Source organism: Aeromicrobium sp. P2_G6, assembly GCF_056403535.1.
The window spans coordinates 365,111-391,468 of the sequence record NZ_JBFUFH010000005.1 but is presented as its reverse complement, the minus strand read 5'-3'; the positions used below and the strand labels follow the sequence as shown (position 1 = coordinate 391,468).

The window sequence follows — 26,358 nt, the reverse complement described above, 5'->3', positions numbered from 1 at the left end:
GCGGGAATGGCTCGGGCTCGCGGACGCACCGTCGCACGACAGATGCTCGTGTGGCAGCTGCTCGTGGTGCTGGTCGTCGTCGTGGGCGGCACCGCCCTGGCGTGGTTCGACGCGCGGCAGGACAGCCGTGCCGACGCCCGCGCGCAGACCCTCGACGTCTCGCTCGCGGTCGCCGCCTCCCCCACCGTGCTGGACGCGCTGGATGATCCCGAGCCGACCAAGGTCCTCCAGCCGTACGCCGAGCGCGTCCGCAAGGCGACCGGCACCGACTTCGTGGTCATCATGAACACGAAGGGCATCCGCTACTCGCACCCGAACCCCGACAACATCGGCAAGAAGTTCATCGGCCACATCGACGAGGCGCTGAAGGGCAAGAACTTCACCGAGGACTTCACCGGCACGCTCGGCCCCTCCGTGCGCGCGGTCGTCCCGATCGAGGACCACGGCGACGTACGCGGGCTCGTCTCGGTCGGCATCACGACCAAGAAGGTCGACGAGGAGGTGCTGTCGGTCCTGCCTCGCATCGTCATCGCTGCCCTCGCGATCGGGGTCCTCGGAGCGGTCGGTGCGGCACTCGCCAACCGTCGCCTCCGCCGCCAGACCCACGGTCTCGGCGAGCAGGAGATCACCCGGATGTACGAGTACTACGACGCGGTGCTGCGAGCAGTCCGCGAGGGTCTGCTGCTGCTGGACCCTGCCGGCCGGCTCACGCTGATGAACGACGAAGCCGCGCGGCTGCTCGACCTCGACACGTCGTTCGTGGGTTCGCCGGTCGATCGGCTCGGCCTCGAGCCGGCACTCGTGGCCGAGCTGACGTCGGGCCGTTCGCTGCAGGACGCCGTTCACGTCGTCGGCGACCGGGTGCTGGTCGTCAACCAGGCACCGGCGCACTGGGACGGCCGCGACGTCGGCTCGGTCGTGACACTGCGCGATCGCACCGAGCTGCAGAGCGTCACCGCCGAGCTCGACACCGTGCGGGGTCTGGCCGAGGCGCTGCGTGCGCAGAACCACGAGTCGTCCAACCGCATGCACACGATGGTGTCGCTGATCGAGATCGGCAAGCCGCAGGAGGCGATCGACTTCGCGACCCGCGAGCTCGACGTCGCCCGGCGGCTCACCGACCGGATGGTCGAGGCGATCGACGAGCCCGTCGTCGCCGCCCTGCTGCTCGGCAAGAGCGCGCAGGCCGCCGAGCGCGGGGTCACCCTGACGATCGAGCCCGACACCAAGGTGACGGGCCTCGCCACGACCGCGCACGAGGCCGTGACGATCCTGGGCAACCTGATCGACAACGCGATCGACGCCGCTCAGTCCTCCGACGACCGGCAGGTCTCGGTCACGATCACCTCCACGACCCGCCTGCTGCACGTACGCGTCGAGGACAGCGGTCCGGGCATCGAGCCGCAGGACCGCGAGACCGTGTTCGTCCGTGGCTGGTCGACCAAGGCCGCTGAGGGCGCCGGCCGCGGGATCGGACTGGCGCTCGTCGGCCAGCTCGTACGACGACACGGCGGCGAGGCGACGATCGGCGAGAGCTCTCTCGGTGGCGCGACCTTCGACGTCAGGATCGGTTCATGACGATCCGGGTGCTGATCGTCGAGGACGAGGCGATCGCGGCGCAGGCCCATCAGACATACGTCGAGCGGATGCACGAGTTCGAGGTGGTCGCTGTGGCGAAGTCGTTCCAGGAAGCCGCCCGCGTGCTGGGCAGCCAGCCGGTCGACCTGGTCCTGCTCGACATGCACCTGCCCGACGGCCACGGCCTCGACCTGCTGCGCCAGCTCCGCGCGACGGGACGGCCGTACGACGTCATCGCGGTGACGTCGGCTCGCGACGTCGATGTCGTACGCCAGTCGGTGTCGCAGGGCGTCGTGGCCTACCTGCTCAAGCCGTTCACGTTCGCGATGTTCGAGGCCAAGCTGCGCCAGTACGCCGCATTCCGCCGCACCCTCGAGGCCGGCGACGAGTCAATCGACCAGCGCGGCGTCGACGCGGTCTTCGGCGCGATGCGGCCGGCCCCGGACGACGAACAGCTGCCCAAGGGGCTGAGCGCGGAGACACTCGAGGCCGTACGCACGACGCTCGCCGAGGCGGAGAGCGGTCTCAGCGCCGGCGAGGTCGCGGAGGTGATCGGCTCGTCACGGGTGACGGCCCGGCGCTACCTCGAGCACCTCGCGGATATCGGCCAGTCAGCCAGGGCGACGCGATATGGCGGCACCGGCCGCCCGCACGTGGAGTATCGCGCCGTCAGCTCGTGACCGAGCGACAGCGAGGTCACCGATGGGCTCTCACGCCACTGCGTCCGTATCGTTGGTTCTTCACGGATGCGGTGGCGTGACGGGGCGGCCGCAGGCGTTGCCGACCCACCACTCGCCGAGCAGCTCGAGCGCCTCGTCACCCAGCGGGTTGACGCCGGGGCCTTTGGCGAGCGAGTGGCCGACCAGCACATGCAGGCACTTGACCCGGGTCGGCATCCCGCCGGCCGTGATCCCGTCGATCTCCGGCACGTGCGCGATGGCCTCGCGCTCGGCGAGGTAGGCATCGTGGGCCCTGCGATAGTGCGCAGCCAGCTCCTCGTCCTCGGCGAGCCGGTCGCTCATTTCCTTCATCAGGCCTGATGCCTCGAGCGTCCCGATCTCGCCGGCCAGCCGGTCGCAGGTCAGGTAGAACATCGTCGGGAACGGCGTGCCGTCGTCGAGCCGCGGCTCGGTCTTGACCACGTTGGGGTGGCCCGAGGGGCACCGCGACATGACCTCGAGAATGCCCCTGGGCGTACGGCCGAGCTGTTCGGCGACGGCGTCCAGGTCGGCTTGGTCGACAGTCACTTCTTCTTCAGCACCTTGTCCGGATCGGTCGTGGGCTTGGGCGCCTTGGGAGTCTTGCCGGACTCCTTGACGCTGCCCCACAGCTTGTCGTACCACTCGGTCTGGGTCGTCACCGTCGGCGGCGCATCGAGCGTCGGCACATCGCCCTTGACGGTGCCGTCGCTGCCGATGACGCGATAGCCGACCTCGCCCGGGATGACCCAGCCGAAACGCTGCTTGGCCTGCTGCTTGATGTAGGCGGGGTCGTTCCAGCGCGCCTTCTGGTCCTCCAGCGTGACGATCTGCTGCTTGCGCATGACGATCTCGGCCTTCGTGGACTGGATGTCAGCGCGCTGCTCCCACCACGCGTGCAGCGYCGAGGTGTAGGACGCGATGAGCAGCAGCACGACCGACAGCAGCACGATGGCCCGCGTCGTGAGCTGCGGACCCGTGCCGGCGCTCACCGTCGCGGTCTTGGGCGTACGGTTGCGCGCCGCCCCGCGTGCCCCACGCTCGGCCGGACGCCGCCCGCGATCGGGCGGCCTCCGGCCGGGGCCACGTGGGGGACGCGAGGCCATCGGTCCTAGAGCGCCAGCCGCGGGAAGGCGGAGGCGCCGGCGTAGACCGCGGACGACCCGAGGGCCTCCTCGATGCGCAGGAGCTGGTTGTACTTGGCGACGCGGTCCGAACGAGCCGGCGCGCCGGTCTTGATCTGGCCGCAGTTGGTCGCGACCGCGAGGTCGGCGATCGTGGTGTCCTCGGTCTCGCCGGAGCGGTGGCTCATCATGCAGGCGAAGCCGTGGCGATGCGCGAGGTCGACCGAGTCGAGCGTCTCGGTCAGCGAGCCGATCTGGTTGACCTTGACCAGCAGCGCGTTGGCAGCGCCCTCGGCGATGCCGCGGGTCAACCGCTCGACGTTCGTGACGAAGAGGTCATCGCCGACGATCTGGACGTCGTCGCCGAGGTTGTCGGTCAGGGTGGTCCAGCCGGCCCAGTCGTCCTCGTCGAGGGGATCCTCGATCGAGACGATCGGGAACGCCGCGACGAGCTCGGCGTAGTAGGCCGACATCTCCTCGGCGGTCTTCTGCTGGCCCTCGAAGGCGTACGTGCCGTCGGCGAAGAACTCCGAGGCGGCGACGTCGAGCGCGAACGCGATGTCGGTGCCGACCTTGAGGCCGGCGCCCTCGACGGCGGTCGAGATGAGCTCGAGCGCGGCGCGGTTGGAGTCGAGGTTGGGCGCGAAGCCACCCTCGTCACCCAGACCCGTCGACAGGCCCTGCTTGTTGAGGACCGACTTGAGCGAGTGGTAGACCTCGGCACCCATGCGGAGGGCCTCGGAGAACGTCGGCGCACCGATCGGAGCGATCATGAACTCCTGGATGTCGACGTTGCTGTCGGCGTGCGAGCCACCGTTGACGATGTTGAGCATCGGGACCGGCAGCACGTGGGCGTTGGGACCGCCGACGTAGCGGAACAGCGGCAGCCGGGCGGAGTCCGCGGCAGCCTTGGCAGCGGCGAGCGAGACGCCGAGGATCGCGTTGGCGCCGAGCTTGGCCTTGTTGTCGGTGCCGTCGAGCTCGATCATCGCCTGGTCGAGCGCGCGCTGGTCATCAGCGTCGAAGCCGACGAGTGCGGGACCGATCTTGTCGTTGACGCCGGCGACCGCGTTGAGAACGCCCTTGCCGACGTAACGGTCACCTCCGTCGCGAAGCTCGACGGCCTCGAACGCGCCCGTGGAGGCGCCTGAGGGCACCGCCGCGCGGCCGATCGTGCCGTCGTCGAGAGCGACCTCGACCTCAACGGTCGGGTTGCCCCGTGAATCCAGAATTTCCCGTGCGCCGACGGCGTCGATGCGTGCCAAGACTGCTCCTCGTTAGCGGATGAACGTGCGGCCTCAAGCCTAGTCCTGTCGGCCTGAGGTCCCGCACCGCCTCGCCAGCGTGGACAGCAGCGGTGGGTTGTCGGTGAGCGGTGACTGAGGGCCCAGCGCCGGTACGCTCGTGGGCCCTAGGTCACCGCTCCAGCAGATCCGGCAACCGGGCTGGCTAACCCAGCAGGCGTACAGCCTGGCGCAGCACTGCTTCGGCGTTCTGGCCCTGCGAGCGGGCTTCCGCGACGAGGGCGAGCAGCCGCGCGCCGAGGTCGTCGCCGGTGATGTCGACATCGCCGAGCCGGCTGAGCACCTTGTCGGCGTACGCCAGCGCGGGCAATGTGCCGGGTATGCCTTCGAGTGCGGAGGCCCGCTGCTTCTCGGTGGCCTTGAGCCGCTGCCAGTTGGCGTCGACCTCCTCGGCGCTCGAGACCGTGGCATCGCCGAACACGTGCGGATTGCGGTAGACCAGCTTCTCGGCGATCCCGGCCGCGACGTCGTCGATGTCCCAACCCTCACCCTCGGCGGCGATGCGCGCGTGGAACACGATCTGCATCAGCAGGTCGCCGAGCTCCTCGCGCAGGTGGTCGCTGTCGCCGTTGTCGAGCGCCTCGAGCGTCTCGTGCGCCTCCTCCAGCAGGTAGTGGCTCAGCGTCTCGTGCGACTGCTGGGCCGTCCACGGGCACTCCCGACGAAGGCGATCCATGATCTCGACGACGTCGAGCAGCGCGGAGCCCGGCAGGTCGTACGAGCCGAACACCACCTCGATGTCGGACGGCTCTCCCCCGCCGGCCATGAGGTCGTCCGCGAGCGTGTGCGCCCAGGCCGTGTCACCCGTCGGGGCGATCCACGCGGCATCCGGCGCGTACGACGGAGGGTCCGTCGTGATGTCGACGGGTATGCCGGACGACACGATCGCGCGTACGTGCGGATCATCGACGGACGCGCGTACGACCGACGCTTCGCGCAGCGCATCCCAGCCGGCGAGCGTCAGGATCCCGGGCGCGACCCGAGGGCTGAGAACGACGATGCGCATCAGGTGCAGCGTTGCGCTTTGGGCAGCTGGTTCGGCTCGTCCTCGCCGAGGTCGGCCGGGGCCACGGACAGCGAACCTGTCGTCGGCGCGGCGTCCTTGCCGCTGTTGCTGAGGCCGAACCGCGGTGCGAACTTGACGTCGTTGTCCTTGAACGCCTTGGTGATCTCGGCCTGACCGGCTGCGCCGACCTGCGCCTCGTTCTCGGCAGTCGGCGCCTGGCCGGTGATCTTCTCACCGAGGGCGAGGGAGATGGCCGAGAGCTCCTGGCTCTGCTCGATCAGCTTGTTGATCTCGTCGAGGTTGTCTTCCTTGGGGAACGCCTTGGCGACCTGCGCCTCCTGGTCCTTGGTCAGCTCGTAGTCAGAGGGCTTCGGCTTGATGCCCTCTTCTTCGGCGAGCTTGCGAGCCACGATCAACGACACCAGGGTCGTCACGGCCTGGCGTCGGATGTCGGCGTTGTCCGGCGGGGTCGCGCCCTGGCCCTGCGAGCTGGCCAGGGTCAGGGTGCAGTAGGCCTTTGCCGTCTTGTCGAGCGACTTCATCGAGATCGTCTGGTCATCGACCACGGCCGCGGCTCCCGGATGGACGTTGCCACAGGCAGCAAGTGTCAGGCCCGCAAGAACGAGGACAGCAGCACGCGCACGAGTCATGGGTCACACGTTATCCGACCCCTCCCGCACAACTCGTGACGGTCAGCCGACAGGAGCGGGCGCGGGGACGAGCGTGTCGATCACGGTGCGGGTCCACTCGAGCAGCTCACGGCCGACCAGCGGCTTGCCGCCGACCGGCGCGGTCTTGGGACGCGGGACCAGGGCGACCTCGGCGGCGACCTTGTAGGTGCTGCGGGGATAGATCCGCTGCAACCGCATCTGGGCCGAGTCCGGCAGCTTGAGCGGCGCGAAGCGTACGTTCGGCCCCGCGGCGGTGACCTCGGTGAGTCCGGCCTCGCGCACACGTACGCGCAGCCGCGCGACGTCGAGCAGGACCTCGACCGCCTCGGGCGGCTCGCCGTAGCGGTCGACGAGCTCGGAGCGCAGGTCATCGATGTCGGACAGCTGGCGTACGTCTGCCAGCCGCTTGTACATCTCGAGCCGGAGCCGCTCACTCTGGACGTACTCGTGCGGGAGGTGCGCCTCGATCGGCAGCTCGATCTTGACCTCGCGCTCGGGCTCGGCGTCGCCGCGGAACTCCGCGACCGCCTCGCCGACCAGGCGCACGTACAGGTCGAAGCCGACATCGGCGATGTGGCCGGACTGCTCGCCGCCGAGCAGGTTGCCGGCACCGCGGATCTCGAGGTCCTTCATCGCCACGGCCATGCCGCCACCGAGCTCGGAGTGCTGCGCGATCGTGGCGAGCCGATCGTGCGCCGTCTCGGTCAGCGGCTTCTCGGGCGGGTAGAGGAAGTACGCGTATGCGCGCTCGCGCGACCGCCCGACGCGGCCGCGGAGCTGGTGCAGCTGCGACAGGCCGAGGGTGTCGGCGCGCTCGATGATCATGGTGTTGGCGTTGGACACGTCGAGGCCCGACTCGACGATCGTGGTGCAGACCAGCACGTCATAGCGCTTCTCCCAGAAGTCGACCATGACCTCCTCGAGCTGGTGCTCGCCCATCTGGCCATGGGCCGCCGCGACGCGAGCCTCCGGCACGAGCTCCTTGATCTTGGCGACCGCCTTGTCGATGCTCTGCACGCGGTTGTGGATGAAGAACACCTGGCCCTCGCGGAGCAGCTCGCGGCGGATCGCGGCGATGACCTGCCGGTCCTCATACGGGCCGACGAACGACAGCACGGGGTGGCGCTCCTCTGGCGGCGTCGCGATCGTCGACATCTCCCGGATGCCGGTGATCGCCATCTCGAGCGTGCGCGGGATCGGCGTTGCGGACATCGACAGCACGTCGACGGCGGCGCGCAGCATCTTGAGCGCCTCCTTGTGCTCGACGCCGAAGCGCTGCTCCTCGTCGACGATCACGAGGCCGAGGTCCTTGATGCGTACGCCGGGCTGCAACAGGCGGTGGGTGCCGATGACCAGGTCGATCGTGCCGTCCGCGAGACCGGCGAGGGTCTCCTTGGACTCCTTGTCGGTCTGGAACCGCGACAGCGGACGGATCTTGACCGGGAACTGGCCGAACCGCTCGGCGAACGTCGCATAGTGCTGCTGCACCAGCAGCGTCGTGGGGACCAGCAGGATGACCTGCTTGCCATCCTGGATCGCCTTGAACGCCGCCCGCACGGCGATCTCGGTCTTGCCGTAGCCGACGTCGCCGCAGACCAGCCGGTCCATCGGCACGGTGCGCTCCATGTCGCGCTTGACCTCGTCGATCGTCACCATCTGGTCGGGCGTCTCGACGAACGCGAACGCATCCTCGAGCTCGGCCTGCCACGGCGAGTCCGGTCCGAACGCGTGACCCTTGGTCGCCTGGCGCGCGGCGTAGAGCTTGATCAGCTCGCCGGCGATCTGGCGTACGGCCTTGCGGGCCTTGTTCTTGCGGGTCGTCCAGTCCGAGCCGCCGAGCCGGTCGAGCGACGGCGACTCGCCGCCGACGTAGCGGCTGATCTGGTCGAGCTGGTCCATCGGCACGAACAGCCGGTCGGCGGGCTGGCCGCGCTTGGACGGGGCGTACTCGATGACGAGGTACTCGCGCGCCGCGCCCTGCACCACCCGCTGCATCAGCTCGACGTAGCGGCCGACACCGTGCTGCTCGTGCACGACGAAGTCGCCGGTCTTGAGCTCGAGCGGGTCGACCTCCTTGCGCCGGCGGGCGGGCATCTTGCGGTCGCTGCGGTCAGCCGCGCGCTGGCCGACCAGGTCGTCGTACGTCAGCACGGCCAGGCCGAGCGGCGGCGAGACGAACCCGTGGTCGAGCTCACCGCACGCGATCTGCACGACACCGGGCGTCGGCGCCGTGACCTCGTCGTCGAGGGCGGATGCGACGTCGTTCTCGGCGAGCCATTCGCTGGTGCGCTGCGCCTGGCCGTGACCTGGAGCGACGAACACGACGCGCATGCCCGCGGCGACCCACTTCTTGATGTCCTCGAGCGCTGCTGTGGTGTCACCGCGATAGGCCGCGGCAGCCTCCATGTCGACGGCGCGGGACTGGTCGTCCGTGTCCAGGCCGAACGGCGAGATCGTGAACCACGAGTGCCCCAGCCCGAGGCTCTCCAGGCGTACGTCCTCGAGCGTGCGAAACGCGGCCGAGCCGAGGTCGATCGGTGCCTCGGCACCCGTTGCAGCGGCAGCCCACGACGCCTGCAGGAACTCCTCGCTCGTGGCCACCAGGTCCGCGGCTCTAGCCCTAATTCGCTCCGGATCCATCAACAGGATTGAAGACCGAGGTGGGAAAAGTTCAACGAGGATTTCCATGTCGTCGACCAGCACCGGGGTCAGCGACTCCATGCCCTCGACGGCGTGGCCTTCGGAGAGCTTCGTGAAGATCTCGGCCAGCGATGGATGGGCGACAGCCAGCTCGGCTGCGCGGGATCGCACCTGGTCGTCGAGCAGCAGCTCGCGGCACGGCGGCGCCCATACGTGCGTGATCTCCTCGAGCGTGCGCTGGTCCGCCACCGCGAAGCGGCGGATCTCGTCCACCTCGTCGCCGAAGAACTCGATGCGGAGCGGGTGCTCCTCGGTCGGCGGGAACACGTCGATGATGCCGCCACGGACCGCGAACTCGCCCCGGCGCTCGACCAGGTCGACGCGGGAGTAGGCCGCCGCGGCCAGCTGACGAACGACCTCGTCGAGGGCGATCTCGTCGCCCTTGTGCAGCTCGACCGGGGTGAGGTCAGCGAGTCCCTTGACCTGCGGCTGGAGCAGCGAACGTACGGGCGCGACCACGACCCGGATCGGCCCTGTCGAGGTCTCCGAGTCGAGCTCGCCGGGAGCGGCTGGGTGCACCAGGCGGCGCAGGACCGCGAGGCGCCGGCCGACGGTGTCCGAGCGCGGTGAGAGGCGCTCGTGCGGGAGCGTCTCCCACGCCGGGAAGTACGCGACGGCGTCCGGACCGAGCAGCTCGCCGAGCTGCGCGACGAGGTCCTCGCCCTCACGCGCCGTCGCGGTGACTGCGAGCACCGTCGACTGCTGCGCCAGGGCATGCGTCAGGAACGGTCGCAGCGGCTCGGGCGCCTGCACGTTGAGCGTGCTGAGCCCGTCGGCTCGATCCTGGAGAGCCTGCTGGATCGTGGGTTCGGCGGCGACGAGGGTCGCGAGTCTGGAGAGAGGCATGTCTAACGATTGAACGCGCTCTGCGTGGGTTCTAGTCCCTGCGTGAGCAGGCTTTCGACCGCGTCGGCGGCCTCCTCGACATACGTCGGCAGGTCCTTGCGCTCGGCCGTGCTGTAGGGCTTGAGCACGAAGTCGTGAACACTCTGCTGGCCGGGCGGGCGGCCGATGCCGACGCGCACGCGGTAGAAGTCGCCAGTGCCCAGCGACTGCCGGATCGACTTGAGCCCGTTGTGGCCGTTGTCGCCGCCGCCGAGCTTGACGCGCAGCATGCCGTAGTCGATGTCGAGCTCGTCATGGATCACCACGATGTGGTCGGGCTCGACGTCGTAGAACTTCGCGAGCGTCGAGACCGGGCCGCCGCTCTCGTTCATGTACGAACGGCAGCGCCCCAGGATGGCTCGCTCACCGGCGAGGCGCGCTTCGATGACATCGGCGCGGCCGGACTTGTGCTTCTTCCACGAGCCGCCCGCGCGTGCAGCGAGCACGTCGGCGACGAGGTAGCCGACGTTGTGACGAGTGCTGGCGTACGTCGGGCCCGGATTGCCGAGCCCGACGACCAACCAGGTCACTCGGACTCGGAGCTCTCCGCAGCCTCGCCCTCGGCCGGAGCCTCTGCAGCGGCTTCGGCCTCTTCGGCGTCGGTCGCGTCGTGCTCGATGCCGGCCTCGGCCTCAGCCTCAGCGAGCTCGGCCTCGAGCTGAGCCTCGGTGGGTGCCGCGGTGATGTTGACGATGAGGATGTCGCCGTCGACGGCGAGCGTCGAGCCCTTGGGCAGCTCGAGGTCGCTGGCGTGGATCTGGGCGCCGGCGTCGAGACCCTCGACCGAGACCTCGAAGGACTCGGGGATGTGGGTCGCCTCGGCCTCGACGGAAATCGTCGAGTTCTCGAGGATGACGAGGTTGCCGCTGATGGCTTCGCCGATGACGTTGATACGGACGTCGACGGTGACCTTCTCGCCCTTGCGGACGATCAGGAGGTCAGCGTGCTCGATGAAGCCCTTGAGCGGGTCGCGCTGGACCTGCTTGGGGATCGCGAGGTGCTGCTCGGTGCCGAGGTCGATCGTCAGCAGCGCGTTGGAGTTCTTGAGCGCCAGCATGAGCTGGTGGCCCGGCAGCGTCACGTGGACGGGGTCGGAGCCGTGTCCGTAGAGGACGGCGGGCACGTTGTCGGCGCGACGGATGCGGCGGGCGGCGCCCTTGCCGAACTCGGTGCGCGCCTCGGCGGCGATCTTGATCTCAGCCATGGGGAAATGTCTCCTGAAGAGTGTTGCGTGAAAGTCGGCTGTCACCAGGCGCTCGACACAGCACTCCGTGGAGCGCCCTGTCGATCACGGCCCGAAAGGACCCTCGCCGAGGCAACCTGACGATCTTATCGCAGCGACTCGCGTGCGAGAAATCCGTTGAGGCCGTAGTCGGTGGTCGAGTGGGTGCGACGAACCAGGACGCGTATCGAGACGACGTGGCGCGAAATCAGCTCTTGAACAGCGAGGTGACGGAGCCTTCTTCGAAGACGGCCGCCGTCGCCTGCGCCAGCAGCGGGGCGATCGAGAGCACCGTGAGCTTGTCGAACCGCTGGTCGTCGGTGATCGGCAGCGTGTTGGTCACGATGACCTCGCACGCCGTCGAGTTCTTGAGCCGGTCGACGGCGGGCCCGGAGAACACCGCGTGGGTCGCGACGATCACGACCTCCTCGGCTCCGTCGGCCATGAGCGCCTCGCCGGCCTGCACGATCGTGCCACCGGTGTCGATGAGGTCGTCGACCAGGATGCAGGTGCGGCCCTCGACGTCGCCGACGACGCGGTTGGCCTTGGACTCGTTGGGCTTGCGGGGGTCGCGCGTCTTGTGGATGAACGCGAGCGGAGCACCGCCCAGCGCGTTGGCCCACGACTCGGCGACCTTGATGCGGCCGGCGTCGGGTGACACGACGGCGAGCGGCTTCTTGCCGTACTTCTTCTTGACGTGGCGCGTGAGGATCGGCATTGCCAGCAGGTGGTCGACCGGGCCGTCGAAGAAGCCCTGGATCTGGGCGGTGTGCAGGTCGACCGTCATGAGCCGGTCGGCGCCGGCGGCGAGGAACAGGTCGGCCATGAGGCGCGCCGAGATCGGCTCGCGCCCGAGGTGCTTCTTGTCCTGGCGGGCGTAGCCGTAGAACGGCAGGATCACCGTGATGCGCTTGGCCGAGGCCCGCTTGAGCGCGTCGATCATGATCAGCTGCTCCATGATCGCGTCGTTGATCGGCGCCGCGTGACTCTGGATCACGAACGCGTCGCAACCGCGCACGGACTCGTCGAAGCGTACGTAGATCTCGCCGTTGGCGAAGTCGTAAGCCGTCGTCGGCACGAGGTCGATCTCGAGGAGGTCAGCCACCTCCTGCGCCAGCGTCGGGTGCGACCGGCCGGAGAACAGCAGCATGTTGCGGGTGGGCGTGCGTTTGGACAAGCTACTCACCGGAGGTCTCCTCTGCCGGCTCGGATGACGCGGCGCGCGCGGCCTGGTCGGATGCGGTGTCCGGACGTTTGTCGGCCACCCACCCCTCAATGTTCCTCTGCCGCCCTGCGCTGACAGCCAGCGCCCCCGGTGGAACGTCCTCGCGGATCGTCGAACCGGCTCCCGTGAACGCCCCGTCGCCGACCGTGACGGGGGCGACGAACGTGTTGTTGGAGCTGGTCTTGGCGTGCCGACCGATCGTCGAGCGGTGCTTGTTGACGCCGTCGTAGTTGGCGAAGATCGTGCCCGCGCCGATGTTGGCGCCCTCGCCGATGTCGGCGTCGCCGACGTACGAGAGGTGCGGCACCTTGGCGCCCTCGCCGATCGTGGAGTTCTTGACCTCGACGAACGTGCCGATCTTGCCGCGGGCGGACAGCTCGGTGCCGGGGCGCAGGTAGGCGTACGGGCCGACCGTCGCCTCCTCGCCGATCACGGCGTCGGAACCGTGCGTACGTACGACAGTCGCGTCGGCGCCGACCTCGACGTTGCGCAGCGTGGTGTCCGGGCCGATCGTGGCTCCGGTTGCCACCACGGTCGCGCCGAGCAGCTGCGTGCCGGGCAGGATCGTGACGTCGGGCTCGACCGTGACGGCCGAGTCGATCCATGTCGTGGCGGGGTCGACGATCGTGACGCCCTCGGACATCCAGTGCGCCGTGATCCGGCGGTTGAGCTCGGCGCCGAGGCGGGCGAGCTGCGCCCGATCGTTGACGCCTTCGGTCTGCCAGACGTCCTCGAGGACGTGCGCTCCGACCGGCCGGCCCTCGGCGACGGCCTTGCCGACGATGTCCGTCAGGTAGAGCTCGCCCTGCGCGTTGTCGGACTCGAGGCTGGCCACCGCCGCAGTGAGGAACTGCCCGTCGACGACCAGGATCCCGCTGTTGATCTCGCGGACGCTGAGCTCTTCGTCGGAGGCGTCCTTGTGCTCGCGGATCGCCGTGACGGCGCCGTCCTCGCCGCGCAGGATGCGGCCGTAGCCGGTCGGGTCGTCAACCTCGGCGGTGAGGATCGTGACGGTGTGCCCGGCCGCGCGGTGGTCGACCAACAGCTCCGAGAGCGTCTGCGCGGACAGCAACGGCACATCGGCGTACGTCACGATGACCGTGCCTTCGGGCGGGCTGTCGAGCGACTCGAGTGCGACGTGCACGGCGTGTCCCGTGCCGTTCTGCTGCTCCTGCACGGCCTGGACGATCGCGGGGTCGTGGGCGGCGATCGCCTCGGACACCTGCTCGCGGTCGTGGCCGACGACGGCGACGGTCGTGTGCACGCCAGCGCCTGCGACGGCGACCAGGGCGTGCTCGAGCATGCTGCGGCCGGCGATCTGGTGCAGGACCTTGGCACGCGCGGACTTCATCCGTGTGCCGGCACCCGCCGCCAGGACGATCGCCGTCACTCGATCCTGATTGGGGCTAGTGCTCACCAGACTCCTTCGTCGACGGACAGCGCTGTGTTGCTGGCTCCCCGGGTAGGAGTCGAACCTACGTCGCTTGTCCGCATTCAAAGTGCGGCGGGCCCTGCCGGCAGACCAACCGGGGAACGTCCCGTGCCGGAGGTCCGACCCTGGATCGCAGCAGCCAGCCTACCGGAGCACGGCCTCAGTCAGTCCTCCCGCCGGGCAACGGCGAACGTACGGGTGAATGGCAGGACCGTGCCCCATGGCCGGGCCGGATACGCCTCGCGAAGTGCGGCTTTGTACGTTGCGACGAAGTCATCCCGCAACCCGTCCGGCAGCGCCTGCAGGATCGGCCGGGCACCGGTGCCGGAGATCCAGTCGAACACCGGGTCCTCTCCCGGCAGGACGTGGAAGTAGGTCGTCTGCCATGCGTCGACCGTCCAGCCGAGGCCGGCGAACAGCTCGAGGTATGCCTCGGAGTGCGTGCCGCGGTCACCGTGCAGACCTTCGGTGTGCTCGGCGTACGGCGGCTGCGACGAGATCCCGTGCAGCAGCGTGTGGCTCGGCGCGTCGTAGTTGCTCGGCACCTGCAGCGCGAACGTGCCACCGGGCGCGACTAGCCCAGAGAGGCGCCGGATCACGTCGAGCTGGTCCGGCACCCACTGGAAGAGCGCGTTCGAGACGATCAGGTCGACCGGTTCGGGTGACGTCCACGTGGCGACGTCGGCGAGCTCATACGTCACCCGGTCGTCGGCATTGTCGGCGTTTGCCTTGGCGATCATTTCCGGCGAGGAGTCGACGCCGTGGATCGCCGCGCTCGGCCAGCGACCCCTGAGCACGGCAGCGAGGTGCCCGGGCCCGCAGCCGAGGTCGACGATCGTGGCCGGCTCGCCCTGCACCCGTGCGACGAGGTCGACGAACGGACGAGAGCGGTCGTCGGCGAACTGCAGATAGCGAGTGGGGTCCCAGGTCGTCATGACTCCGACCGTACGACGCACCTATCTTGATGTCAAGATACTTTACGTCAAGCGTTGCGCCGCTCGAACTGACCCGCCAGTGACATCAACCGGGCATCCTCACCGCGGCGCGCGATGAGCTGGATCGCGAGAGGCAGCCGTTCCCCCGTCACGCCGCTCGGCATCGACACCGCCGGCAGGCCCGCGTGGTTCCACTGTGCCGTGTAGGGATAGACCGCGTTCATCGACAGCAGGGTCGAGAGCGCTCCCTTGCCGTGCCAACGCTCGACCTCGATCGCCGGTCCGGACATGACGGGCGTCAGCAGGATGTCGACGCCCAGGTCGTCGTGCACCGTGTCGCCCCAGGCCCTGCCCTTGCGCTTGGCCCACTCGACCGACCTCTTGCCGAACGGCCGACCCAGGCGAGCGATGCCCTTCGTACGCTCTTCAAGACGGCTCGGATCGTCGGTCCCATCAGCGCCGTCGCGGATGCCGGCCAGATAGCGCACCGTCAGCGCCTTGGCGTCGAGCTTGTAGGGGATCTTGACCTCGGTGACCGTGTGGCCGGCGGCGCGGAACGACTCGGCTGCCTGATCGAGCGCTGCTCGTACGCGGGGATCGAGTGGCAGCGCCTTGGTCGCGGCGGAAGCACTCAACGACATACCGATCCGCAGCGGCGCCGGCACGGTTGCCGCGGCGGCGACGAGCGACTCCGTGAACGTGCCGAACGTGTCGAGGTACAGCGCACTGTCGGCGACCCTCGCGGCGAGGCAGCCCTGCGTCGACAGGTCATGCCAGCCACCTGAGCTCGGCATCGTGCCCTGGGTCGGCTTGAACCCCACGAGGCCGCAGCAGGCAGCCGGTATGCGGATCGACCCGGCACCGTCCGAGGCCGTGGCGATGCCGACCGCTCCGGCGGCGATCAGGGCGGCCGAACCGCCTGAGGAACCGCCGGTCGTGTGCGCGAGGTTGTGCGGGTTGCGGGTGACGCCGCGTGCGTCGGACTCGGTGAACCCGAAGATCGCGAGCTCGGGCAGCGCCGACTTGGCCACGAGGACCATTCCGGCAGCGCGTATCGCGGCAACGAGCTCGGCGTCGTGGGCGGCCGGCATCAGCATCGCCCTGCTGCCGAGGCCCGTGACCTGGCCCGCGATGTCGAGGTCGTCCTTGACCGCGATCGGGATGCCGAGCAATGGGCCGCTCTCCCCCGCGGCCCGGCGGCGATCCGCCTCATCCGCCGCAGCGAGAGCCTCGTCGGCGTAGACCGCGACGGTTGCGTTGATCGCGGGGGTCTCTCGCTCGATCGCCGTGAGCGTCGCCTCCGTGAGCTGGCGCGAGGTCAGAGCCCCCGAGGCAAGCAGCTCGCCCTGTCGTGTCGGTCCGGCAGCAACAGCCTCAGCAGGAGTCATGCCGAGAGCGTAGTCAATCCATCGGCGACAACTCGGTGGTCGAGTGCCGCCGAGGGACGAGGCGGTGTATCGAGACCACAACGCGAGATCTTCGACCGACGAGCGCGAGTATCTCTACATCAAGAATCTTGACGAACTACCATGGTGCTGTGGAAGACGATGTCGATCGACTGATCGCGGCCTGGCAGCGGGAGCGTCCTGACATGGACGTCTCCCCGATGCACGTGCTCAGCCGCGTCACGAGGCTCGCGCTCCACCTCGACCGGGCCCGTAAGCAGGCCTTCGCCGACCACGACCTCGAGCCGTCGGAGTTCGACGTGCTGTCAGCGCTACGCCGGTCGGGTGAGCCCTACCAGCTCTCCCCCGGTCAGCTCGTGCACGAGACGCTCGTGACGAGCGGCACCATGACCAATCGCGTCGACCGCCTGGTGGGCAAGGGGCTCGTCGAGCGCCGACCGGATCCCGCCGACCGGCGAGGCGTACAGGTCAGGCTGACGACGCGCGGCAAGAATGCCGTCGATGGCGCGCTCGACGCTCTGCTCCAGCACGAGCAGAAGCTCCTCGCCGGCCTGTCGGCCGACGAGGCCACCGCGCTCGCCGGCGCGCTGCGTACGCTCTCGCTGCCCTTCGACCGCTGACTCAGTGGCCGGGGATCACGCCCTCCTCGACCGGGACGAGCTTGTCGGCAACGAGCCCGTGAGCCTCGCGGTGTACTCGCTCGGCTGCCTCGGCGTCCGGCGCCTCGACGAGGCAGAACACCTGGCCCGAGTCGGCGTTGAACCAGTACTGCTTGTAGTCGACGCCGTACTGGCCCTGGATCTCGACGTCCTTGGCGTGCGCCCCGGCGACCGCCTCAGCCGTGAGTCCTTCGACCTTGTCGTGGACGTCCATGAAGAGTGCCATGAGATTCTCCTGTCGGTGACTGACACCTCCATGGTGCGACGCGGAGTCGCTGTTGGAAATGGCCCGGTAGAACCACCCTGTCTGCGTACGCGTATCAGTGAAACCGGCGTGGTCAGAGGCGGGCGCGCAGCCGCCTAGACTTCTTCGGTGGCACATCTCCTCGGCGTCGAGTCCATCGCGCTCGACTTCCCGACCAAGACCGTCTTCGACTCGGTGACGATCGGCATCGACGAAGGTGACCGGATCGGCATCGTCGGCCGCAACGGCGACGGCAAGTCGACGCTCCTGCGCATCCTCGCCGGTCGCATGCAGCCGGACTCCGGCCGCGTGACGACCCGTGGCGGCGTCCACATCGGGATGCTCGACCAGACCGATACCCTCGACCAGACCCAGACCGTCGGGCACGCGATCGTCGGCGACAAGCCCGACTACGAGTGGGCGGGCGATGCGAAGATCCGCGACGTCATCGCCGGACTCGTCTCCGACATCCCGTGGGACGCCACGGTCGGCAACCTCAGCGGTGGCCAGCGTCGCCGCGTCGCGCTTGCCGCACTGCTCGTCGGTGACGACGACGTGCTGTTCCTCGACGAGCCGACCAACCACCTGGACGTCGAGGGCATCACGTGGCTGGCCGGCCACCTCAAGACACGCTGGTCCCCCAACGCTGGAGGGCTGCTGGTCGTGACTCACGACCGGTGGTTCCTCGATGAGGTCTGCAATGCGACCTGGGAGGTGCACGACGGCATCGTCGAGCCGTTCGAGGGCGGCTACGCGGCGTACATCCTGCAGCGGGTCGAGCGCGACCGGCACGCCTCGGCGACGGAGTCCAAGCGACAGAACCTGATGCGCAAGGAGCTCGCCTGGCTGCGTCGCGGCGCCCCCGCGCGTACGTCGAAGCCGAAGTTCCGCATCGACGCCGCCAACGAGCTGATCGCCAACGAGCCGCCTCCGCGCGACCCCATCGTGCTGAAGCAGATGGCAACCTCGCGGCTCGGCAAGGACGTCGTCGACATCCTCGACGTCAGCGTCTCGTACGACCACGAGGTGCTCAAGCACATCGAGTGGCGCATCGGGCCCGGCGAGCGTACGGGCGTCCTGGGCGCCAACGGTGCCGGCAAGTCGACGTTGTTGGGACTCGTGACCGGCGCGGTGCAGCCGACCTCAGGCCGGGTCAAGCGCGGCAAGACCGTCAAGGTCGTGACGCTGACGCAGGAGCTCGACGAGCTCAAGGACGTCGGCGCCGACCGGGTCAGCGATGTCGTAGGTCGCCAGCGCACCGCATACGTGTCAGGCGGCAAGGAGATGACGCCGAGCCAGCTGCTGGAGCGACTCGGGTTCTCCAACGAGCAGATGGCGACGCCCGTGCGCGACCTGTCGGGCGGGCAGAAGCGGCGGCTGCAGCTGCTGCTGATCCTGCTCGACGAGCCCAATGTGCTGGTGCTCGACGAGCCCACCAACGACCTCGACACCGACATGCTCGCGGCCATGGAGGACCTGCTCGACTCGTGGCCCGGCACGYTGCTCGTGGTGTCGCATGACCGCTACCTGCTGGAGCGCATCACCGATCAGCAGTACGCGATCCTCGACGGTCACTTCCGGCACCTGCCCGGCGGCGTCGACCAGTACCTGCGCCTCCGCAAGGAGCAGGACTCCCCCGCGGCCTCCAACCCGTCGACGGCTGGTCACACCACGTCCACGCCCAAGCTGTCGAGCGCCGAGCTCCGCAACACCAAGAAGGAGATCGGCTCGATCGACCGCAAGATGGAGAAGCTGTCAGCGCGCATCGACGCGTTGCACGTCGAGATGGCGCAGCACGATCCCACGGACGCCGCCGGCCTGGCGGGGCTCCTCAAGGCCGTCACCGAGCTCGAGCAGCAGGTCGAGGAGCACGAGCACCGCTGGCTCGAGCTCACCGAGCTCGTCGAGGGCTGACCCGCACCCCCGCGATTCGTGAAGTTGGAGGCGCTTCAGGGCGTCCGAGACGCCTGCAACTTCACAAATTGCGGGGGTCAGGACGTGATGCGGGCGCCGGAGACGGGGCCGCGCGACTGGACGACGTCGGCGCACCCGGAGGCGCTGCTGAGGGCGAATGCGATGTCGAGGCTGTGCTGCTCGTCGGAGGCGAGGAACAGCGCCGTGGGTCCCGAACCCGACAGGATCGCGCCCAGCGCACCGGCCTCGATGCCGATCTCAAGGGTGTCCTGCAGCTCCGGCCTCAGCGACAGCGCCGCCTCGGTGAGGTCATTGGAGAGCGCGTCGCCCAGTGCCTCGGCGTCACCCGCGCGCAAGGCCGCGAGCAACGCATCGGGTACGACCGGGTCCTGCACCTGCGAGCCTTCGTTGAGCCGGTCGAACTCGGCGTAGACCGCCTTGGTCGACAGCCCTTCATGCGCCATCGCGAAGACCCAGTGGTACGAACCCCGCGCCAGGACCGGGCTGATCGTCTCGCCGCGACCTCCGCCGATCGCGTTGCCGCCGTGCAGCAGGAAGGGCACGTCGCTGCCGAGCTGGGCCGCGATCTGCTCGAGCTCTGCCCGCGACAGACCCGTAGCCCAGGCGTCGTTGCACGCGACCAGCGCGGCGGCCGCGTCCGCGGAACCGCCAGCCATGCCGCCCGCCACCGGGATGACCTTGCGGATCGCGAGGTCGACACCGCCAGCCGTCCCGGTCGTCTCACGCAGCAGCCGGGCAGCACGCACGGCGAGGTTATCATCGTCCTCAGGCACGAACGCCGACTCGGTCCGTACGTCGAGCTCAGTGTGCACCGCGACGGTGATCTCGCCGTCGTCGCGGGACGTCGCCCGGACCTCGTCGTGCAGGTCCACGGCCTGGTAGACGGTCGCCAACGGGTGATAACCGTCGTCCCGGACCGGGCCCACGCCCAGGCACAGGTTGATCTTGGCGGGTACGCGGACGGTGGCGGTGGTCACCCGTTCAACCTAGTGGCCGGAGAAAGCCTGCGCGGGTGGTGGGGCGAACTCGTCCACCCGGGTCGGCTAGAACGTCTTGTCCTCGATGACGTCGAGGTTGTGGAACGTCGGCGGCCCGTCGACGAGCTCCATCATCTTCTGCGAGAACTCGTTCGTCTCGGGGAGGTTCGAGTTCTCCATGGCCGACTCGTACGAGTCGAAGAACACGATGACCATGAAGCGGCTCGGGTCGTCGCGATCCTGGGTGCGGATCGACCGGCGGACCGTGAATCGCCCCTCGGTGCGGTTCTCGAGATCGGCGCTGAGGGCCTCGATCTCGTCGCCGCGGCTGGTACGTCCTTCGATGATCTGGATGAATGCCATGACCTGCTCCTTTGCAGATATGCCTAAGGGAGACGGTAGGTCGCAGATGGGCCGTTGGCCATGGCTCGATCAGGCCAGTCAGTACGCTGTGCGGTCCGCGTTGGAGAGCCAGGCGTCGAACGGGGCCTTGGCGTCCTCTGGCCGTATCTCCTCGATCAGCGTCGGCCAGGTCGACCGCTCCCGGGCGAACAGCTCGTAGAACTCGCGATCGTCGAACCCGCCGAGCGCTGCGTCGTCGCGGTCGGCGGCATAGACCACGCGGTCGAGGCGCGCCCACAGCGCTGCGGACACGCACAGCGGGCACGGCTCGCACGACGTGTACAGCGTCATCCCCGCCAGGGAGAAGTCACCCGTGGCCTGACACGCGTTGCGAATCGCCTGGACCTCGGCGTGCGCTGTGGGGTCGAGGTCGCGGGTCACCCGGTTCTGGCCGGTCGCCACGATGTCGTCGTCGCGCACGATCAGGGCGCCGAACGGGCCGCCGCCATCCGCGACGTTGCGCACCGCCAGCTCGATGGCCTGGGCGAGCCATGCCGCGTCGTCAGTCATGGGGTCTCCTGATCAGCGATTCTCGATCTCACCCAACGAACGATAGGACGCATCGATGCCAGTCGCCCGCAACTGACCGGGGCGACCGGTGAGGTCAACGACTCGATCGGCCAGCAACGCGACGACACTCATGGCGACGGCATAGCTGTCGAACGCGAGGTCCGTCGCCAGCGGGCACTGCAGCCAGACCGCCGCTCCGGTCGCGAGCGTGCGAGCCGTCGGATCGGCGAGCAGGATCGTGGGAGTACCGGAATTGCGGAGGATCTCGAGCAAGCCCTCGATGTTGTCGGGCCGGCGACGGAATGCCACGACGACCGCCGCGTCCTGCTTGCCGAGGCCGATCAGCTCCTCGGACAGCGACTGCCCGGGCTGCGGTGCGAGCGTGACGCCGGACCGCCCTTGGCTCAGCGACTGGCGCAGGTGCATCGCGATGGGATAGCTCGACCGCAGGCCGACGACCACGACGCGCTGCGCCTCTGCGAGCAGCTTCGCTGCGGTGTCGAGTCCGCCGTCCTCGAGGCCCGCGAGCGCCTTCTGCAGGTTGGCCACCTCGTGCTCGAGATGCGCCGCCAGGCTCGGCGCACCCTCAAGGGCTACCGGGACGCCGTGACTGCGGAGCGTACGCAGGTGATCGCGAACCTCGGTGAAGTCGTCGAAGCCCAGGTGCCGGAACAACCGGCTCATCGTGGCCTTGGAGACGCCGGCCAGCTCGGCCAGCTCGGCGGCACGATAGATCGCGAGATCGTCGAGGTGGGCGAGCAGCACGTCCGCGGCGCGACGCTCCTGCGGCGACAGATCGGCGTACTGCTCCGCGATGCGCTCGTCAATCCTCATGTCGCTCACCCTCTCGTCCGCCAGCGTAGCGAGCAGGGATTTCGAGCCGGTGACATCCGGCGGCCGCCCGCACTCAGACAGGCGTGAGGAACTGGCCGAGGCGGAAGAACTCCTCGACATTGAGCTGCTCGCCGCGGGCCTGCGGTGAGATGCCGGCAGCGACCAGCGCCTCCTCCGCCGCGGGACCGGAGCCGGCGAGCTCCGACAACGCCGCGCGCATGGTCTTGCGACGCTGGGCGAATGCCGCGTCGACGACCGCGAACGTACGCAGGCGCTGTGCCTCGTCACCCGGGGGCTCGCGGCGGGTCCAGGCGACCAGGGCGGACTCGACGTTCGGCATGGGCCAGAACACATTGCGCCCGATCGATCCAGCGAGCCTCAGCTCGGCGTACCAGGCGGCCTTGACGCTGGGCACCCCGTACGTCTTGGAGCCCGGCCCGGCAGCGAGCCGGTGCGCGACCTCGGCCTGCACCATGACGAGTCCCGTCCTGATCGACGGGAATCGCTCGAAGAACGTCAGGAGGACCGGGACCGACACGTTGTAGGGCAGGTTGGCCACGAGCGCCGTCGGGGTCGGCCCAGGAAGCTCGGTCACCTGCATCGCGTCCGCGGTGACCAGGTCGAAGTGCGACGCCTGGTCGGGGGCGTACTCAGCGATTGTCGACGGCAGCTGGGCCGCCAGCACCTCGTCGATCTCGACGACCGTGACGTGGGATGCCACCTCGAGCAGCCCGAGGGTCAACGACCCCAGGCCGGGACCGATCTCCACAACGACGTCATCGACGCCGACACCGGACGTGCGCACGATGCGCCGCACGGTGTTGGCGTCGATGACGAAGTTCTGCCCGCGTTGCTTGGTCGGGCGGATGCCGCAGGACTCGGCCAGGCTTCGGACGTCAGCGGGCCCGAGCAGCCTGCCGGGTCTAGAAGGGGTCGAGTGCGTCAGTTGAACCTCGCCCCGGCACAGCTCCACTGGCCCCAACCAGCACGGGCCTGGAGGATCTCGGCGCGCTTGATCTGCTCTTCACGACTCGCGTCGCTGGGCAGGCCGCTGCCGCCGACGCTCTGCCACGTCGCGAGGCTGAACTGCAGGCCGCCGTAGTAACCGTTGCCGGTGTTGGTCGACCAGTTGCCACCGGACTCGCACTCGGCGATCTTGTCCCAGACGCTGTCGGACGGGGTCTGGCTGGTGCCCTTCTCGACGATCTGCGGCCGCGGCTCGGCCAGCGAACGGGAGACCAGGACGATCCGCTGGCGCAGCTTGCCGTCGGCGTAGATGAGCGTGACCTTCTCGCGCGCCTCGCCCTTCTTGCCGGGCTGGACGACCTTGGTCTCGCCGACCGAGGCGTCGGGGTCCTCGCGGACCGTGGTCTTGAAGCCGACCGGCACGGTCTCGGTCTTGGTGACCTTCTCGATCCGCACGACGCGCAGCTGGGCGTCGGGCTTGACGAACGCGTCCTTGCCCGGCTTGACCTCGTCGTCGGAGTCGACGCTGACGTCGGCCTTCTCGAGCACGCCGGCGACGGTCGGAGCGTTCGAGGTGATCGTCCGCTTCTTCTTGTCCGCGATGACGGTGAGCGACTTGGTGCTGCTCACGACGAGCTGCGCACCCTTGCGCGGGATGACGCTCGAGGTCTTGTCCGAGAGGTACGACCCGGACTTCGGCTCGACGCCGAGGGTGTCGAACGCATCGCCGACCGTACGGTCGTAGACGGTGTGCTCGCTGACGGCGCCGTCGACCGCGAGGGTGATGGGCTTGGCGTACGAGACGGTGATCTTGTCGCCATCGGAGAGTGACGCGGACCTGGGCTTGCTGAGCTTGTCGCCGGGACGCAGCGTGACGTTCTTGGAGTCGAGGACGTCAGAGACGTGGTCGCCGAACGTACGGATCTTCTGGCTCTTGCCGTCGACGGTCAGCGTGACCGTGTGGCTGAGCGCGCCATAGGCGGCGGTGCCTCCACCGACGACCAGGACGATCGCGAGGTTGAGGGCGATGAGGCCGAAAGACTTGCGGTTACGGCGCTTTCCGGAGGTGGACGTGCGTGGTGCGGTTGAGTCTGGCTGCACAGAGTTCCTTGACAGTCGGTGACGGGGCCGACTTTCAACCATACGGGCGCCCTTTCTGAGGTCAAATCCTGTGAGGCCAGTCACCACCGAATGCAGAAACCGTGTTCGCATCGATGTCCCGACACAAATCCTCGACCGATTTGCCTGCAATTCCAGCCATAAACCGCACCGTGAGCGGGATCAGGAACGAAGCGTTCGGGCTCCCGCGATGCGGTGTGGGTGTGAGGAAAGGCGCATCGGTCTCGACAAGGATACGGTCCGAAGGCGTGATACGGAGGGCATCACGCAGGTTCTCAGCGTTCTTGAAGGTTACGGTCCCGGCGAACGACAGGTAGGCCCCGCGGTCCAGGCACTCGCGGGCGAAGGCGGCATCGCCGGAGAAGCAGTGCATGACGACACGGTCCGGCACGCCCTCGTCATCGAGCACCGCGAGGACGTCGTCGTGCGCATCGCGGTCGTGGATCACCAGCGTCTTGTCGTGCCGCTGCGCCATGCGGATGTGCTCACGGAACGACGCGTGCTGGGCCTCACGGCCGGCCTCCCCCGTCCGGAAGTAGTCCAGACCCGTCTCGCCGACGGCACGTACGTACGGCGACTGTGCCAGCGCGTTGATCTCGGCGAGCGCCTCGTCGAGGTCACCCTGCTCGGCGTGCTTCGGCGCCTCGTTGGGGTGCAGCGCGACGGCGGCGATCACCGAGTCGTACGCCTTTGCGGTCTCGACGGCCCAGCGTGAACCCTCGAGGTCGCAGCCGACCTGCACGATCCGGGTGACGCCGACGGCTGCTGCCCGGTCGAGCGCCTCGTCCACCGGGATCAGCAGTCCGCCCTCGACCCCTTTGGCGTACGCCCGATGGTCGAGGTGGCAGTGGTTGTCGACGACCGGGGACGGCAGGGCCTCCGGCGCCTCCGGCCAGCCCTGGGTGAGCGTCACTCGGCTGCGGCCTCGATGCGCGGGAACAGCGACGCGGGCTTGGTGATCGTCGCGCCGGCCGGCAGCTGACCCCATGCCGCGACGGCGTCGATGCGCTGGTCGGCGAGGGCGCCCAGTGTCGACTCGGCCCCCAACGAGTCCCACAGCACCGCCGATGCCTTGGGCATCACCGGGTTGAGCACGACCGCCAGGACGCGCAGGCCCTCCGCCGTCGTGTTGAGGATCGTGCCGAGTCGTTCGCCTTCGGGATCTTCCTTGGCGACCTTCCACGGTGCCTGCTCCGTGATGTAGCCGTTGAGCTCGTCGACGATGCGCCAGATGGCTGTCAGGGCGTCCTGCGGCGCGACCGCCTCGATCGCCTGGTCGGCCTCGGCGACGGCTTCGGCGACAAGGTCGATGACCTTCTGCTCCGCGCCACTCGTCGCACCGGCCGCAGGCAGCGAACCGTCGAAGTACTTGCCGATCATCGCCGCGACCCGTGACGCGAGGTTGCCGAAGCCGTTGGCGAGCTCGGAGTGATAGCGCGCGTTGATGTCCTCCCACGAGATCGACCCGTCGCTGCCGAACGTCAGCGCCCGGGCGAAGTAGTAGCGATAGGCGTCGGAACCGAACGTGTTGACGATCTCGTCCGGGCGGATGCCGTTGGCCTTGGACTTGCTCATCTTCTGTCCACCGACGAGCAGCCAGCCGTGCGCGAAGACCTGGTGCGGCACGGGCTGACCGGCAGCCATCAGCATCGCCGGCCAGATGACAGCGTGGAACCGCGCGATGTCCTTGCCGACAATGTGGATGTTGGCCGGCCACAGCTCCTTGAAGCGGCCGTCGTCGACGCCATACCCAGCGGCCGTCACATAGTTGAGCAGGGCCTCGATCCAGACGTACATGACGTGCTTGTCGTCCCACGGCACCTGGATGCCCCAGTCGAACGTCGACCGCGAGATCGACAGGTCCCGCAGGCCGCGCGAGACGAACGAGATCAGCTCGTTGCGAACCGATTCCGGCTGGATGAAGGTCGGGTTGGCCTCGTAGAAGTCCAGCAGCTTCTGCTGGTAGTCGCCGAGCCTGAAGAAGTAGTTCTCCTCCGTCATGTGCTCGACCCGGCTGCCGTCGAGCTTGGAGACCTTGAAGCCCTCGTCATCGCCCTCGCCGTCGACCACGTCGTCGTCGCCGACGAACTCCTCGGCCCCCACGCTGTAGTAGCCGCTGAACGAGCCCTTGTAGACCGCATCCCGTTCGTACAGCGCCTGCCAGAACGCCTCGGCCCCGTCGAGGTGGCGTTGCTCGGTCGTACGGATGTAGTCGTCGTTGGCGATGTCGATCGTCTCGAGCAGCGGCTTCCACTCCTCCTCGACGAGCTTGTCGACCCAGTCCTGTGGCGACACGCCGTTCTCGTCGGCCTTGCGGAGGACCTTCTGGCCGTGCTCGTCGGTGCCGGTCAGGTACCAGACGTTCTCGCCACGCTGCCGGTGCCAGCGCGTGATGATGTCACCCATGACCGTCGTGTAGCCGTGCCCGATGTGGGGCGCGTCGTTGACGTAGTAGATCGGCGTGGTGACGTAGAACGTGGAGTCGGACACGGCTTCAATCCTAGTGACCTGCCGATGGTGCCCCGA

25 protein-coding genes and 1 tRNA gene are annotated in these 26,358 nt (G+C 68.6%); 4 read left to right on the top strand and 22 right to left on the bottom strand.

From position 1 onward, the window contains the following. The first annotated feature begins 6 nt into the window (after positions 1-6). Both AC1DVU_RS17640 and AC1DVU_RS17635 read left to right on the top strand, forming a co-directional pair. The gene (locus AC1DVU_RS17640) at positions 7-1,578 is read left to right on the top strand and encodes an ATP-binding protein (RefSeq protein ID WP_476923767.1); all 1,572 of its coding nucleotides are present in this window, start codon (positions 7-9) and stop codon (positions 1,576-1,578) included. Beyond that, positions 1,575-2,258, top strand: a complete 684-nt coding sequence (locus AC1DVU_RS17635; RefSeq protein ID WP_476923766.1) for a response regulator — start codon at positions 1,575-1,577, stop codon at positions 2,256-2,258. Before AC1DVU_RS17640 ends, AC1DVU_RS17635 begins: the two co-directional genes overlap by 4 nt. 60 nt (positions 2,259-2,318) lie before the next feature. Here AC1DVU_RS17635 and AC1DVU_RS17630 read toward each other — a convergent pair whose 3' ends face one another. The 13 genes from AC1DVU_RS17630 to AC1DVU_RS17570 all read right to left on the bottom strand — a co-directional run bounded on the left by AC1DVU_RS17630 (position 2,319) and on the right by AC1DVU_RS17570 (position 16,168). After that, complete coding sequence (locus AC1DVU_RS17630; protein ID WP_476923765.1) at positions 2,319-2,825, bottom strand: DUF501 domain-containing protein; 507 nt, start codon at positions 2,823-2,825, stop codon at positions 2,319-2,321. Further along, complete coding sequence (locus AC1DVU_RS17625; RefSeq protein ID WP_476923764.1) at positions 2,822-3,382, bottom strand: FtsB family cell division protein; 561 nt, start codon at positions 3,380-3,382, stop codon at positions 2,822-2,824. Before AC1DVU_RS17625 ends, AC1DVU_RS17630 begins: the two co-directional genes overlap by 4 nt. Positions 3,383-3,387: 5 nt before the next feature. Continuing rightward, entirely contained in the window at positions 3,388-4,665 is a 1,278-nt protein-coding gene (gene eno, locus AC1DVU_RS17620; protein WP_476923763.1) for a phosphopyruvate hydratase, read from the bottom strand. Positions 4,666-4,849: 184 nt separating this feature from the next. Next, positions 4,850-5,710, bottom strand: coding sequence for a nucleoside triphosphate pyrophosphohydrolase (locus AC1DVU_RS17615; RefSeq protein ID WP_476923762.1), 861 nt, complete (start codon positions 5,708-5,710; stop codon positions 4,850-4,852). Continuing rightward, positions 5,710-6,360: a hypothetical protein gene (locus tag AC1DVU_RS17610; RefSeq protein WP_476923761.1), complete on the bottom strand. Its 651-nt coding sequence runs from the start codon at positions 6,358-6,360 to the stop codon at positions 5,710-5,712. The genes AC1DVU_RS17615 and AC1DVU_RS17610 overlap by 1 nt, the downstream gene beginning before the upstream one ends. 42 nt (positions 6,361-6,402) lie before the next feature. Next, on the bottom strand, positions 6,403-9,927 hold the full coding sequence (gene mfd / locus AC1DVU_RS17605) for a transcription-repair coupling factor (RefSeq protein ID WP_476923760.1): 3,525 nt from the start codon (positions 9,925-9,927) through the stop codon (positions 6,403-6,405). A gap of 2 nt (positions 9,928-9,929) precedes the next feature. Continuing rightward, positions 9,930-10,496: an aminoacyl-tRNA hydrolase gene (gene pth / locus AC1DVU_RS17600; protein ID WP_476923759.1), complete on the bottom strand. Its 567-nt coding sequence runs from the start codon at positions 10,494-10,496 to the stop codon at positions 9,930-9,932. Then, the gene (locus AC1DVU_RS17595) at positions 10,493-11,170 is read right to left on the bottom strand and encodes a 50S ribosomal protein L25/general stress protein Ctc (RefSeq protein ID WP_476923758.1); all 678 of its coding nucleotides are present in this window, start codon (positions 11,168-11,170) and stop codon (positions 10,493-10,495) included. Before AC1DVU_RS17595 ends, pth begins: the two co-directional genes overlap by 4 nt. Before the next feature lie 226 nt (positions 11,171-11,396). Then, a complete protein-coding gene (locus AC1DVU_RS17590; protein ID WP_476923798.1) occupies positions 11,397-12,365 on the bottom strand; it encodes a ribose-phosphate diphosphokinase in 969 nt (322 codons plus the stop codon). 1 nt (position 12,366) lies between these two features. After that, positions 12,367-13,830, bottom strand: a complete 1,464-nt coding sequence (glmU, locus tag AC1DVU_RS17585; RefSeq protein ID WP_476923757.1) for a bifunctional UDP-N-acetylglucosamine diphosphorylase/glucosamine-1-phosphate N-acetyltransferase GlmU — start codon at positions 13,828-13,830, stop codon at positions 12,367-12,369. Between the two features lie 34 nt (positions 13,831-13,864). After that, positions 13,865-13,946, bottom strand: a tRNA-Gln gene (locus AC1DVU_RS17580). A 63-nt stretch (positions 13,947-14,009) separates the two neighbouring features. Next, entirely contained in the window at positions 14,010-14,780 is a 771-nt protein-coding gene (locus AC1DVU_RS17575) for a methyltransferase domain-containing protein (protein ID WP_476923756.1), read from the bottom strand. A 47-nt stretch (positions 14,781-14,827) separates the two neighbouring features. Further along, the gene (locus AC1DVU_RS17570; protein WP_476923755.1) at positions 14,828-16,168 is read right to left on the bottom strand and encodes an amidase; all 1,341 of its coding nucleotides are present in this window, start codon (positions 16,166-16,168) and stop codon (positions 14,828-14,830) included. Between the two features lie 149 nt (positions 16,169-16,317). Here AC1DVU_RS17570 and AC1DVU_RS17565 point away from each other — a divergent pair, with 149 nt between their 5' ends. After that, positions 16,318-16,806 (top strand): MarR family winged helix-turn-helix transcriptional regulator, encoded by a 489-nt coding sequence (locus AC1DVU_RS17565; RefSeq protein ID WP_476923754.1) that lies wholly within the window; start codon positions 16,318-16,320, stop codon positions 16,804-16,806. Between the two features lies 1 nt (position 16,807). Here AC1DVU_RS17565 and AC1DVU_RS17560 read toward each other — a convergent pair whose 3' ends face one another. Next, a complete protein-coding gene (locus AC1DVU_RS17560; protein ID WP_476923753.1) occupies positions 16,808-17,071 on the bottom strand; it encodes a DUF4242 domain-containing protein in 264 nt (87 codons plus the stop codon). A 147-nt stretch (positions 17,072-17,218) separates the two neighbouring features. Between AC1DVU_RS17560 and AC1DVU_RS17555 the strand changes: the two genes are divergently transcribed. Further along, positions 17,219-19,003 (top strand): ABC-F family ATP-binding cassette domain-containing protein, encoded by a 1,785-nt coding sequence (locus tag AC1DVU_RS17555; RefSeq protein WP_476923752.1) that lies wholly within the window; start codon positions 17,219-17,221, stop codon positions 19,001-19,003. Between the two features lie 77 nt (positions 19,004-19,080). On the opposite strand, the gene AC1DVU_RS17550 is transcribed toward AC1DVU_RS17555, so the two are convergent. From AC1DVU_RS17550 to metG, 8 genes are all read right to left on the bottom strand, one after another. Beyond that, positions 19,081-20,001 carry a 4-(cytidine 5'-diphospho)-2-C-methyl-D-erythritol kinase gene (locus AC1DVU_RS17550; protein WP_476923751.1) on the bottom strand — a complete coding sequence of 307 codons (921 nt, stop codon included), beginning with the start codon at positions 19,999-20,001 and terminating at the stop codon, positions 19,081-19,083. Positions 20,002-20,067: 66 nt separating this feature from the next. After that, positions 20,068-20,364 (bottom strand): hypothetical protein, encoded by a 297-nt coding sequence (locus AC1DVU_RS17545; protein ID WP_476923750.1) that lies wholly within the window; start codon positions 20,362-20,364, stop codon positions 20,068-20,070. A 78-nt stretch (positions 20,365-20,442) separates the two neighbouring features. Continuing rightward, complete coding sequence (locus AC1DVU_RS17540; RefSeq protein WP_476923749.1) at positions 20,443-20,913, bottom strand: nucleoside deaminase; 471 nt, start codon at positions 20,911-20,913, stop codon at positions 20,443-20,445. Positions 20,914-20,925: 12 nt separating this feature from the next. After that, positions 20,926-21,747 (bottom strand): MurR/RpiR family transcriptional regulator, encoded by an 822-nt coding sequence (locus AC1DVU_RS17535; RefSeq protein ID WP_476923748.1) that lies wholly within the window; start codon positions 21,745-21,747, stop codon positions 20,926-20,928. A 73-nt stretch (positions 21,748-21,820) separates the two neighbouring features. Continuing rightward, a complete protein-coding gene (gene rsmA / locus AC1DVU_RS17530) occupies positions 21,821-22,714 on the bottom strand; it encodes a 16S rRNA (adenine(1518)-N(6)/adenine(1519)-N(6))-dimethyltransferase RsmA (RefSeq protein WP_476923797.1) in 894 nt (297 codons plus the stop codon). Then, positions 22,690-23,814: a transglycosylase family protein gene (locus AC1DVU_RS17525; RefSeq protein WP_476923747.1), complete on the bottom strand. Its 1,125-nt coding sequence runs from the start codon at positions 23,812-23,814 to the stop codon at positions 22,690-22,692. Before AC1DVU_RS17525 ends, rsmA begins: the two co-directional genes overlap by 25 nt. 61 nt (positions 23,815-23,875) lie before the next feature. Beyond that, the gene (locus AC1DVU_RS17520; protein WP_476923746.1) at positions 23,876-24,745 is read right to left on the bottom strand and encodes a TatD family hydrolase; all 870 of its coding nucleotides are present in this window, start codon (positions 24,743-24,745) and stop codon (positions 23,876-23,878) included. After that, complete coding sequence (gene metG / locus AC1DVU_RS17515; RefSeq protein ID WP_476923745.1) at positions 24,742-26,322, bottom strand: methionine--tRNA ligase; 1,581 nt, start codon at positions 26,320-26,322, stop codon at positions 24,742-24,744. Before metG ends, AC1DVU_RS17520 begins: the two co-directional genes overlap by 4 nt. Positions 26,323-26,358: the final 36 nt, after the last annotated feature.